Below are 12,181 nucleotides of genomic sequence, written 5' to 3'. Positions count from 1 at the left end.
TTACTCCTTCACCTGACGAACGGTGTCGATAACGCTGCCGTCACGGTAGCGGATCACACCGACAATTTTATCGGTGAACTCAATCGGTTTAGGCAGGCCGGTCAGCGAAACCGCACGGGCATAGAGCATGTCGATATCGACGATTTTCAGCCCCGCCGCCAGCAACCGCTCGCGGATTTCCGGGCGCGCTGGGTTAACCGCGATACCATGGTCGGTGACCAGCACGTCGATGCTCTCCCCCGGCGTCAGGCGCGTGGTTACGCGTTTCACCACCGTTGGGATACGGCTGCGCAGCAATGGCGCGACCACGATGGTCAGATTGGCAGCGGCTGCCACGTCGCAGTGACCGCCGGAAGCTCCGCGCATCACGCCGTCGGAACCGGTGATCACGTTAACGTTAAAATCGACATCAATCTCCAGCGCACTCAGGATCACCACATCAAGCTGGTCGCAACTGGCCGCTTTGCTTCCCGGATTGGCGTAGACATTCGTCGAGATCTCAACATGATTCGGGTTACGCGCCAGTGAAGCCGCGGCCTGACCATCAAAGCACTGGGTATCCAGCAGCTTTTCAATCAGTCCTTTTTCATGCAGATCCACCAGCCCGCCGGTAATACCGCCCAGCGCAAAGCGAGCCGTGACGCCGCTGCGCTCCATCTTTTCTTCCATAAAGCGCGTACAGGCGGTTGCCGCCGCACCAGAACCGGTCTGCATGGAAAAACCGGCGGTGAAGTAGCCCGAGTGTTCGATAACGTCCGCTGCATAGCGGGCAATCATCAGCTCACGCGGGTTACTGGTGACTCGCGCCGCGCCGACGCTAATTTTCGCCGGGTCGCCAACGCTCTCAACCTGCACAATGTAGTCCACCTGATCCTGCACCAGGCTGGCGGGCATATTGGGGAACGGCACCAGTACTTCGGTCAGTAACACCACCTTGCGCGCAAAGTGGGCATCAACCATCGCGTAACCCAGCGAGCCGCAGCAGGACTTGCCGTGGGTGCCGTTAGCGTTGCCAAACTCATCGCTGCATGGCACGCCAAGAAACGCCACGTCGATATTCAGCTCACCGTCTTGCAACAGTTTCACGCGGCCACCGTGTGAGTGGATTTGCACCGGTTCATCCATCAGCCCGTGGGAGATGGCATCCGCCAGCTTGCCGCGCATCCCGGAGGTATAGATGCGGGTGATAACACCGCTTTCGATATGCTCTATCAGCGCGTCGTTACAGGTCATTAGCGAGCTGGAAGCCAGCGTCAGATTTTTAAAGCCCATCTGCGCTAATGTCGCCACTACGCTATTAATCACCCGATCGCCTTCGCGAAAAGCGTGGTGGAACGAAATAGTCATGCCATCTTTCAGGCCGCTGCGTTGAACGGCCTGTTCCACCGACTCGCACAGTTTGCGGTGATGTTTTGCGTCCATATCGGCCAGCCACGGCGTTGCGCTGTGAGCACCGGTGAACGGTTTTAACGCCCGAAGATGGGGAAAATTCTCATGAAGAAGTTCTGTCTGATTCATTGTTTTATCCTTAACGACGCACGCCGGAAGCCGCCGCACGTTCGAGCACCCTTTGCGCGTGGTCGATAATCGGCGCATCCACCATTTTTCCGTTGAGCGATACCACGCCCAGCCCATTACGTGCGCCCTCTTCTGCCGCTTCAATCACGCGCTGTGCATGGTCAACTTCCTGCTGAGTTGGCGCGTAGGCATTGTGTAAGAGGTCAATCTGGCGTGGGTTAATCAGCGATTTACCGTTAAAGCCCATTTTGCGAATCAGCTCGACTTCGCGCAGGAAGCCAGCTTCGTCATTCACGTCTGACCACACCACGTCGAAGGCATCGATACCAGCAGCGCGAGCCGCGTGCAGCACGGCGCAGCGAGCGTAAAACAGCTCGGTGCCGTCACCGCGTTCGGTCTGCATATCCATCACGTAATCAAATGCGGCCAGCGCAATACCGATAAGACGCGGCGAGCTGCGGGCAATCGCCACGGCGTTAATGACGCCAATGGCTGACTCAATCGCCGCCATCACGCGGGTTGAGCCCACCTCGCGGCCACACTCGCGTTCAATGCGCTCAAGATGGCCTTCCAGTTCAAAGATATCTTCCGGAGTGTCGGTTTTCGGCAGGCGAATCACATCCACACCGCCACGAACCGCGGCTTCCAGATCCAGCAGACCAAACGGCGTGCTCAGCGGGTTGATACGGACAACGGTTTCAATGTCCTGGTACATCGGGTGCTGCAAGGCATGGAAGACCAGCAGGCGCGCGGTATCTTTCTCACGCAGCGCCACCGCATCTTCAAGGTCGAACATGATCGAGTCTGGTCGGTAGATAAACGCGGTCGAGAGCATGGCGGCGCTGGCGCCTGGCAGGAACAGCATGCTACGGCGTAAGGTGCTCATTGCAGTGCCCCCCAGGCAATTTGTTGCGTGTCCGTCGCACGCAGTACCGCACTTTGCAGACGCGCACGAATAACACAATCCAGCGCGCCTTTGTCTTCAACGATAATCAGTCCCTGACGCACGTCCATCGCGCGCAGCGTTTCCACCACCACCTGGCGGATTTGCTCGCCAAACTGCTTAATCACTTCACTGTGGATGACAATCTCCAGCTCGCCGTCGGCGGGGGCGATTTTCACCATCAGGTCGCTGGACTCTTGCGTTCCGGCCAGCGCCTCCCTTACGATTTTCATGATAATATCCTGATTGTTATGCCACTTCCGCGCTGTAATGTGCTTCGAGATGCGCGAAAGTCGATTCCGGGACAATGTCCCGAATACGAGAAAACTGCTGTGTTTTAAGTAAGCGGCGTACTTCCGAGGCCGAAATGGCATTGCCCGCCATCTTGACGCGCGGAATTTCAACCACCTCAACCTGCCCGGCAAGCAACGAATGCAGCGTCTGGTTGTATTGGTGGGTGACGGCGCAAAACGGCTCTGAACCAATAAAACGGTGCGTGACCCCAAGGGCGGGCGCGATGTACTGAGCAAAAATCAGCACGTCGATTTCGCTCCATGCCTGCTGCACTTTGCCGGACTCTTTGAGAAAGTAGGCCGGGAAAGTGGCGCGGGAAATGATGTACTGTGAGCCTTCATGCACGGTGACGTTGCGCAGATGCGCCACGCCCGCACGAACCATTTCGAGGCGCGCGCGAAATGGGAAAAACGATGCGTCTTCGCGCACCACAAACAGGTGCAGCCAGTCGCACTGCTTTGCTGCCTGTTCGACCAGGTGACGATGACCCAGCGTGAACGGATTCGCATTCATCACAATCGCCCCCACCGTCTCCCCCGGCTGACGCTTCTGACTTAACATGCGGCAGTAACGCTCAATGCCTTGCGGCGTGTTCTCCATCAGCACCGCGTTATTGCCGCTTTGCGCAATCGGCCAGAAACCGCTGCGGGCGAAACGCTCCTTGTTACACGGACGCGTGCACAGGAAGAGATGAAAATAGCCCTGCGCCAGCGCGACGTTTTCCACCTCAGCCAGCAGACGCGCGCTGAGATTCGCCCCACGCGCACGCTCATTCACCGCGACACACTTAATGACGTTTGCCGCCAGCCCCGCGCACCCCATCAGCGTCGTGCCAGACCAGGCTTCAACGAACAGCGTAATATCGCTATCCAGCCCGAGGCCGCTGTCGACCAGCAGCGTTCGGATAGGCGTTAAACGATCCGAATTATTCGCCACTTGCGTGACCCGAAAGTCGATAGGGGGTTGCGTATGCATCGTGCCGCCTTACTTAGTGCGCTGCCGTCAGCGTGTTCGCTGGCGCTTCCATGATGATGTTGCTGAGATGGCCGATATGCTCGATTTCCACCTCAATTCGGTCGCCCTCTTGCATAAACAGCGGCGGGTTGCGTTTTTTCCCCACGCCGCCCGGGGAGCCGGTGATGATCACGTCACCCGGACTCAAGCGAGTGAAGGTGCTGATGTATTCAATCAACTCCGCCACTTTGTGAATCATGCTGCTGGTGTTGTCGTCCTGCACCATACGGCCATTGAGCCACGTGCGGATTGCCAGTTGATGTGGGTCGGGGATCTCGTCCGCGGTCGCCATCCACGGGCCAAACGCGCCGGTCTGACGCCAGTTTTTGCCAGCGGTAAACCACGTGTGCTGCCAGTCACGGGCCGAACCGTCCATGTAGCAGCTGTAACCTGCTACGTGGCGCAAGGCATCTTCACGGCTGATGTTCTCGCCGCCTTGACCGATAATCACCGCCAGTTCGCCTTCATAGTCGAATTCGCGGGAGTGGCGCGGTTTCAGTACCGGTGCGTTGTGTGCCGTTTGCGAGTCCGGGAAGCGGACAAACAGCGTCGGTGCCGGGTTATGCTGGTCAAACTCTTTGCGTTTTCCGGCGTAGTTCATCCCAACACAGAGGATTTTCTCCGGGTGTTCAATCACCGGCAGGAAGGTGACCGCATCCATCGGTACATCGGCCGCGTCGTTGATGTAGCGGGTGGCCTCCGCCAACCCGTCTCCCTGCAACAGCGCTTTAAGGTCGCTGTAGCGGTCGCCAAGACGGCGACCTAAATCAATCATCCCTTGCGCATTCACGATGCCGTAGCTGCGAACGCCCTGATAGATAAAGCTTGCGAGTTTCATTATTCAGTCCTGATTAGACGAGGAAGTTGCCCAGTACCAGCAGTGAGATAGCGACGTTAATCGCCCCACCGATACGGGTAGCAATCTGCGCGAACGGCATCAGACTCATGCGGTTACCCGCGGTCAGAATCGCCACGTCGCCGGTACCGCCCTGGCCGCTCTGGCAGCAGGAGACGATGGCGACATCAATCGGGTGCATGCCGATTTTTTTGCCAACGAAGAAGCCGGTTGCAACCAGTGCAGAAACGGTGCTGACGATAACCAGCAGGTTGCTGACGGTGAAGGCGTTAACCAGTTCCTGCCACGGCGTGATAGCCACACCAACGGCGAACAGAATCGGGTAGGTCACAGAGGTCTGGAAGAACTTGTACACCACCTGCGAACCTTCCAGCAGGCGCGGAGAAGCCCCGTTACACAGTTTCACCAGCACGGCCATAAACAGCATGCCAACCGGTGCTGGCAGGCCAATCAGTTTGTGACCCAACATCCCCAGCATGTAGAGCAGTACCGCCAGCAGCGCGCCGGAAGCAATCGTGGTGACGTCGGTTTTGCCAGAGAATGCAGGCTGTGCTGATTGCGTCTCTGCGTTGGCGCGGTTTGGCATTAATTGGCCTTCACCGGTCAGGTGTGGGAAGCGCTTGCCGAGTTGGTTTAAGCAGCCGGAGATAATGATGGCGGTTAAGCCTCCCAGCATCACCATTGGCAGGACGCGACCTAACGCAACGCCCTGATCCATATGCAAGATTGTCGCGTAGCCTATCGACAGTGGGATCGCCCCTTCACCGACGCCGCCCGCCATGATCGGCAGAATGATAAAGAAGAAGATTTGGAACGGTTCAAGACCCAGCGCCATACCGACGCCCATTCCCACGAACATGCCGACAATCTCACCGCACAGCATCGGGAAGAAGATGCGCAGGAAGCCCTGGATCAGCACGGTACGGTTCATGCTCATAATGCTGCCGACGATAATGCAGCAGATGTAGAGATAGAGAATGTTGGTGGATTTGTAGAATTTGGTGGTCGACTCCACGACCACATCCGGCAGCAGGCCGTAGTAGACCATCGCGGAAGGGATAAAGGTGGCGCAAATTGCCGCCGCGCCCAGTTTGCCGACAATCGGCAGACGCTTGCCAAACTCACCGCAGGCAAAGCCAAAAAATGCCAGCGTTGCAACCATCACTACGATATCGCTCGGCAGTTTGCCGCCCAGGCAATCAATAGCGATAAGCACCCCGGCAAGTACAAACAGCGGCAGAGGAATAATGCCGACTTTCCAGGTATCCATAATATGCCACCAGCGCTCTTTAAGTGCCGGGCGTTGAATTTCTATTGGGTCGTGGGTAACAGAGAATGAATCATCAGTCGTGCTCATAATGAAGCCCTTTGGTTATTTTGTACTTTTAGCTTAAGGGCCTAAAGGCTTACTTTATGTGAGTGAAAGCATATTAAAACCGAAGTTTTAATGGCGCCTATGGTTTTAATGGTTTCTTTTATTTAATGTGATTAACTGCTTATTTATAAGCGTGGTTTTTATGGTTTCTTTTCTAAACCGAACAAATAAATAACATTTATTAATTTAACCTTGATTCGGCCTCGTTTTCAGAAAATTCTCTTTTCATACCGTGCTGTGCAAGGGATCACAAGTTTCCGGCAAAGCCGCTAGCCTCACACAAAAAGATGATATATTGGCGGCTTCCGTCGATACCGCGCGTGAGAGTAATGAAAGTATCATTCCAGATAAAACTTTTTATTTCACTGGTTGCCTTTTTCTCAGTGCTGTTTGCACTGCTCGGTAGCTATTATTATATCGACGTCGGTAGACAGCTATATCAAGAGATGAGTGTGCGGGCCAAAATACAGGCGGAAGAAATAGCCATCATTCCCAGCTTACGCAAACAGGTAGCCGATAAAAACATTCCGGCGATCCATGATTTCATGCAGAAATTAGTCGCCCGGAGCGACGCCAGCTTTATCGTTATTGGCGATAATAATGGTCTGCATTTATATCATTCTGTATTTGACGACCGGGTTGGCAAAACGCTGGTTGGCGGCGATAACGCGGAGGTGCTGCAGGGTAAAAGCACCACCACCATCCGCCAGGGCGGACTGGGCATTTCGTTGCGCAGCAAAGCCCCCATCTTTAATGAAAATGGCCAGGTTATCGGCGTTGTGTCGGTGGGGTATCTCACCAGCTACCTCGACAGCATTACCGTCAACAAAGTGGTCAACATTCTGATTGCGGCAGTGCTGTTGCTACTGGCGCTGTTTATCTTCTCCTGGTTTTTCACCCGCAGTATTAAAAAGCAGATTTTCTCGCTCGAACCGCGTGAGATTGGTCTGTTGGTCCGTCAGCAAAAAGCGATGATGGAGTCGATTTACGAAGGGGTGATTGCCATCGATAGCAATCTGCGCATAGAAGTGATTAATCAGGCGGCGAGAAAACTGCTCGGACTGAGCCTGCCCGCGCGTGAACTGCGTGGGCAACTCATTGATGAAGTGATCGCCCCGATGCCCTTTTTCACGCGTGAAACCATGCTCAAACAAGATACGCATGATGAGATCTGTCACTTTAACGATCTTACGGTGATCGCCAGCCGCGTGCGGATCATGCTGGAAGATTCGCTTCAGGGCTGGGTGATCACTTTCCGCGATCGCAATGAAATTGATTCACTCAGCGCCCAGTTAAGCCAGGTTAAGCGCTATGTCGATAACCTGCGCATCATGCGTCATGAACAGTTAAATCGTATGACCACCCTTTCCGGGCTTTTGCATATGGGCCGCTATGACGAAGCCATTCGCTATATTCAGGCTCAGTCCGAACACGCACAGGAACTGCTGGACTTTATCTCTTCACGCTTTAGCTCGCCTACGCTTTGCGGACTGCTGCTGGGTAAAGCCGCCCGCGCCCGGGAAAAAGGCGTGGCGCTGCGTTTTGACCCGGCCTGCCTAATGAGCCAGCCGTTTTTACCGCTGGCGGAATCTGAGGTGATTTCTATTATCGGCAACCTGTTGGATAACGCCATCGAAGCAACCCAACGCGCCCCGCTACCGCACGAACCGGTGGAGGTGCTGATCCTGCTTAACGACAGAGAGTTAATAATCGAAGTGGCCGATCAGGGGATCGGCATTAAACCGGAGATCCGCGAACGGATTTTTGAGCGAGGGATCACCACCAAAACGCGCGGCGATCATGGTATCGGGCTTTATCTTATCGAAAGCTACGTCACACAGGCTGGCGGCCTGATAGAAATTGCCGATAACACCCCGCGTGGCACTATTTTTTCGCTGTTCATTCCCGCCACGGGAGACGCCCGGTGTACCTCACAGGAACTGGAAGATACCGACTATGCAACATGAACTTATCGATGTACTGATTGTAGAAGACGAGAACGAACTGGCTGAGTTACATGCGGAACTTATCAGTAAACATCCGCGTCTGCGGCTCGTGGGTATTGCCTCTTCATTGGCCGATGCGCAGCTACAGCTGGAGAGTAAACGACCGCAGTTGATGCTGCTGGATAACTATCTGCCGGACGGCAAAGGCATTACGCTGATTAACGATCCAATGCTCATGCGTGCCAACTGCTCGGCTATTTTTATCACCGCCGCCAGCGACATGGACACCTGTAGCCAGGCGATTCGTAACGGTGCATTTGATTACATCCTCAAACCGGTTTCATGGAAGCGGCTGAGTCAGTCGCTGGAGCGCTTCGTGCAGTTCGCCGAACAGCAACGAGTGTGGAAAATCGTCGACCAGCAGAACGTCGATTCGCTCTATCAGCTACAGGCGAAGAATTATCGTCAGGACAACGGTAGCAAAGGGATTGAAGAGAATACGCTGGCACGGGTGCAGAAACTGTTTAACGACAAGGTCGCACACTGTTTTTCGGTCGATGAAGTGGTGAGTGAAACGGGCCTGAGTAAAACGACCACTCGGCGCTATCTGGAGCACTGCGTGGAGGCCGGTTTTTTAAGCGTGGAGATGCTGTACGGCAAGATTGGTCATCCGCGACGCATGTATCGCCGCAGTGCCGCGTAATCCCCCCATCCTCGCGGATGAGGGGAAAGCGCAAACTATTTCAGCACGTAGCCATACAGCCGCATAATGCCGTCGGCATCCTTCTCGCTGTACACCCCCTGAAGCTCCGGTGAAAAACCGGGCAGCAGGTTGACGCACTCTTCCAACGCCAGGAAGTAGCGCTGCACCGCACCGCCCCACACTTCGCCTGGCACCACGCACAGCACGCCCGGCGGGTACGGCAGCGCCCCTTCGGCGGCAATACGTCCTTGTGCTTCGCTGATACGCACCAGTTCGACATTGCCACGAATAAATTCGCTATTGGCATCCTGTGGGTTCATCAATACTGCGGGCAGGCTTTCTTTACGGAACATTGCCTTTTGCAGATCCTTCACATCAAAACTGACGTACAGGTCGTGCATCTCCTGACACAGTTCGCGCAGGGTGTAATCGCGATAACGCACCGGGTATTTGTTGTAGATAGTCGGCAGTACGTCGGCCAGCGGCGTATCGTCTTCAATATGCTGCTCAAACTGCCCGAGCATCGCCACCAGCTGCGCCAGCTTCTCCGACGTTTCCGCCGGGGTTAACAGGAACAGGATCGAGTTCAGATCGCACTTCTCCGGCACAATGCCGTTCTCACGGAGGTAATGAGCCAGAATGGTCGCCGGGATCCCAAACTCGGTATAGCGCCCGGTTTCAGCGTTGATCCCCGGCGTAGTCAGCAACAGTTTGCACGGATCGACAAAGTATTGATCCTGCGCGTAGCCATCAAAGCCGTGCCAGTGCGCACCCGGCGCAAAACTGAAGAAGCGGCGTTCGCTGGCGATAGTATGGGTCGGATGATCCTGCCACGGACGCCCATCAACGATCGGCGGGATAAACGGCTGGATCATTTTGCAGTTCGCCACAATGGCTTTACGCGCTTCAATGCCTAACGTCACGCATTCCGCCCACAGGCGGCGTCCGCTCTCCCCTTCGTGGATTTTGGCGTTGATATCCAGCGCCGCGAACAGCGGGTAGAACGGGCTGGTTGAAGCATGCAGCATGAAGGCATTGTTCAGCCGCTTGTGCGGGCAAAAGCGCGCCTGGCCGCGAATGTGGTTGTCTTTTTTGTGGATCTGCGAGGTTTGCGAGAACCCGGCCTGCTGTTTATGCACCGACTGGGTAACAAAAATGCCCGGATCGTTTTCGTTAAGATCCAGCAGCAACGGCGAGGTGTCAGCCATCATATCGATAAACTGTTCGTAGCCGACCCATGCGGAGTCAAACAGGATGTAGTCGCACAGATGGCCGATTTTATCTACCACCTGGCGGGCATTGTAGATAGTGCCGTCGTAGGTGCCCAACTGGATAATCGCCAGACGGAACGGACGCGCGGCATCGGCCTTCTGCGGAGCCACTTCGCGGATAAGCTCGCGCAGGTAACCGTCATCAAAGCAGTGTTCATCAATCCCGCCGATAAATCCGAACGGGTTACGCGCCGCTTCCAGATAGACCGGCGTGGCGCCCGCCTGAATCAGCGCACCGTGGTGGTTGGATTTGTGATTATTCCGGTCGAACAGCACCAGATCGCCACGGGTCAGCAGCGCGTTGGTCACCACCTTGTTGGCCGCCGACGTACCGTTTAGCACAAAGTAAGTTTTGTCGGCGTTGAACACCTTCGCCGCGAACTTCTGTGCGTGCTTAGCCGATCCTTCGTGGATCAGTAAATCGCCCAGCTTAACGTCGGCGTTGCACATATCGGCGCGAAAGACGTTCTCACCAAAAAACTCATAGAACTGGCGACCTGCCGGGTGCTTTTTGAAGAACGCGCCGTGCTGATGCCCTGGGCAGGCAAAGGTGCTATTGCCCATCTCGACGTACTGCGTCAGGGTATCAAAGAACGGCGGCAGAAGATTGTCTTCATAGCGACAGGCCGCAGCTTCCAGCTCCAGCCACTCCTGTTCTTTGCCCGTAATAACCGCGTTAACGCCTTCAGGTGCAGCCATGCTGTCCACCGTCAGCACGAACACCGGCAGGTTAAAACCGGTGCGTTTGAGTAAGGCCAGAATGCCACTGTGGCTGTCCGCCACCGTCATGACGACTGCTGCAACATCGGTAAAGTCGGTACTGTCCAGCGCGACCACGCCGCGATGGGTGGACAGACGAGAGACCAGTTCGCGACTGGCAGCAATATTCATTGATTTCATAAGCGTAACAACCCGGCAGGGAAAGTAATAAGCCCTGGGCAAAGCCTTTGGCTTTGCCCCACGAAGCGTCTGGGTGCAGCTGGATTACAGCTCCGAGTGCCAGACATCAGTAAAAGCAGACATTGTCTAATCTTACTGTTGTCCTGCAGTGAGCGTGCGTTGTCTTCACCGCATGGTGAATGGTGAACGGGCAGGCCTTCGCCAGCAGGCGAAGTGGCGTTGTAATGGCAAGAATGTCATTGCAGGCTGCCCCATCAGGAAAGGAGAAATTTCGCGCAATCATTGCACCTTTATTCTGAGGGTGCAAGACGAAATATTTATGCACTCACACCACGGAAACACAAGCACTGAACCGATTAAACGATCCATAATAATGCAGGATCCAGAGATAATTAACAGGAGTGAATATGGTCATCGGGCCTTTTATTAATGCCGGTGCCGTGCTAGTTGGCGGTTTGATTGGTGCGCTGCTAAGCCAGCGTTTGCCGGAACGTCTTCGCGTGTCGATGACCTCTATTTTTGGTCTCGCATCGCTGGGCATTGGCCTGCTGCTGGTGATCAAATGCGCCAACATGCCGGTGATGGTGTTAGCAACGCTTATCGGCGCGCTGATTGGTGAGATTTGCTTCCTGGAAAAAGGCATCAACAGTGCAGTTGCCCGCATGCAAAAACGCATGCTCAAGCCCGGTAAAAATAACTCGCATGCGAACTTTATTCAGAGTTTTGTCGCCATCATCGTTCTGTTCTGCGCCAGCGGCACAGGGATTTTTGGTTCAATGCATGAAGGGATGACCGGTGACCCGACCATTCTTATTGCCAAGTCATTTCTCGATTTCTTTACCGCCATGATTTTTGCCTGCTCGCTGGGTTTTGCGGTCTGCGCCATCAGCATACCGATGTTGGTTATCCAACTGTCGCTGGCATTCTGCGCGTTTTTGATTCTCCCGTTCACCACGTCCGCCATGATGGCTGACTTTACCGCCGTGGGCGGTCTGCTGCTGCTGGCAACCGGTCTGCGTATCTGCGGAATCAAGATGTTTGCAGTGGTCAATATGCTACCCGCGTTGCTGCTGGCGATGCCGATTTCCGCGGCCTGGACGGCATTTTTTGCCTGAAGCTATATGCATAAAGTGGGAAGTGGTGATAGATTGTGCAACTCGCCGCAAATTTCATAAATTTCATTGACGAGGCGCGGCGATTACGGTTTAATGCGCCCCGTTGCCCGGATAGCTCAGTCGGTAGAGCAGGGGATTGAAAATCCCCGTGTCCTTGGTTCGATTCCGAGTCCGGGCACCACTTATTTAAACAAACCAGCCTACGGGCTGGTTTTTTGCTTTTCAGAATTACTGTAGATTTCTGGT

The 12,181-nt window shown here is 54.8% G+C and carries 10 protein-coding genes and 1 tRNA gene; 4 read left to right on the top strand and 7 right to left on the bottom strand.

Annotation, left to right across the window (positions count from 1 at the left end):
- Genes citF through U0026_RS03920 form a run of 6 tightly spaced genes read right to left on the bottom strand, consistent with a single transcriptional unit; the run spans window position 1 to window position 5,982 of the window.
- The gene (gene citF / locus U0026_RS03945; RefSeq protein WP_062772861.1) at window positions 1–1,518 is read right to left on the bottom strand and encodes a citrate lyase subunit alpha; all 1,518 of its coding nucleotides are present in this window, start codon (window positions 1,516–1,518) and stop codon (window positions 1–3) included.
- A gap of 10 nt (window positions 1,519–1,528) precedes the next feature.
- Window positions 1,529–2,404 (bottom strand): citrate (pro-3S)-lyase subunit beta, encoded by an 876-nt coding sequence (gene citE / locus U0026_RS03940; RefSeq protein WP_062772858.1) that lies wholly within the window; start codon window positions 2,402–2,404, stop codon window positions 1,529–1,531.
- Window positions 2,401–2,694 carry a citrate lyase acyl carrier protein gene (gene citD, locus U0026_RS03935; RefSeq protein WP_062772855.1) on the bottom strand — a complete coding sequence of 98 codons (294 nt, stop codon included), beginning with the start codon at window positions 2,692–2,694 and terminating at the stop codon, window positions 2,401–2,403. The genes citE and citD overlap by 4 nt, the downstream gene beginning before the upstream one ends.
- Window positions 2,695–2,710: 16 nt before the next feature.
- On the bottom strand, window positions 2,711–3,730 hold the full coding sequence (citC, locus tag U0026_RS03930) for a [citrate (pro-3S)-lyase] ligase (protein ID WP_062772852.1): 1,020 nt from the start codon (window positions 3,728–3,730) through the stop codon (window positions 2,711–2,713).
- Between the two features lie 13 nt (window positions 3,731–3,743).
- Window positions 3,744–4,607: a fumarylacetoacetate hydrolase family protein gene (locus U0026_RS03925; protein WP_062772849.1), complete on the bottom strand. Its 864-nt coding sequence runs from the start codon at window positions 4,605–4,607 to the stop codon at window positions 3,744–3,746.
- 13 nt (window positions 4,608–4,620) lie between these two features.
- Complete coding sequence (locus tag U0026_RS03920) at window positions 4,621–5,982, bottom strand: 2-hydroxycarboxylate transporter family protein (RefSeq protein ID WP_062772846.1); 1,362 nt, start codon at window positions 5,980–5,982, stop codon at window positions 4,621–4,623.
- Window positions 5,983–6,329: 347 nt separating this feature from the next.
- Between U0026_RS03920 and U0026_RS03915 the strand changes: the two genes are divergently transcribed.
- Entirely contained in the window at window positions 6,330–7,967 is a 1,638-nt protein-coding gene (locus U0026_RS03915; RefSeq protein WP_062772843.1) for an ATP-binding protein, read from the top strand.
- Window positions 7,957–8,649 (top strand): response regulator, encoded by a 693-nt coding sequence (locus U0026_RS03910; protein ID WP_062772840.1) that lies wholly within the window; start codon window positions 7,957–7,959, stop codon window positions 8,647–8,649. The genes U0026_RS03915 and U0026_RS03910 overlap by 11 nt, the downstream gene beginning before the upstream one ends.
- 35 nt (window positions 8,650–8,684) lie before the next feature.
- On the opposite strand, the gene U0026_RS03905 is transcribed toward U0026_RS03910, so the two are convergent.
- Entirely contained in the window at window positions 8,685–10,820 is a 2,136-nt protein-coding gene (locus U0026_RS03905) for an ornithine decarboxylase (RefSeq protein WP_062772838.1), read from the bottom strand.
- Between the two features lie 407 nt (window positions 10,821–11,227).
- Here U0026_RS03905 and U0026_RS03900 point away from each other — a divergent pair, with 407 nt between their 5' ends.
- Window positions 11,228–11,935: a DUF554 domain-containing protein gene (locus U0026_RS03900; RefSeq protein ID WP_062772835.1), complete on the top strand. Its 708-nt coding sequence runs from the start codon at window positions 11,228–11,230 to the stop codon at window positions 11,933–11,935.
- 105 nt (window positions 11,936–12,040) lie between these two features.
- A tRNA-Phe gene (locus U0026_RS03895) sits at window positions 12,041–12,116 on the top strand.
- Window positions 12,117–12,181 lie beyond the last annotated feature (65 nt).

It is taken from the genome of Kluyvera intermedia (assembly GCF_034424175.1).
GTDB classification, from domain to species: domain Bacteria; phylum Pseudomonadota; class Gammaproteobacteria; order Enterobacterales; family Enterobacteriaceae; genus Kluyvera; species Kluyvera intermedia.
Note: the sequence above shows the minus strand (reverse complement) of the source record. Positions and strands in the feature narration are given on the sequence as shown.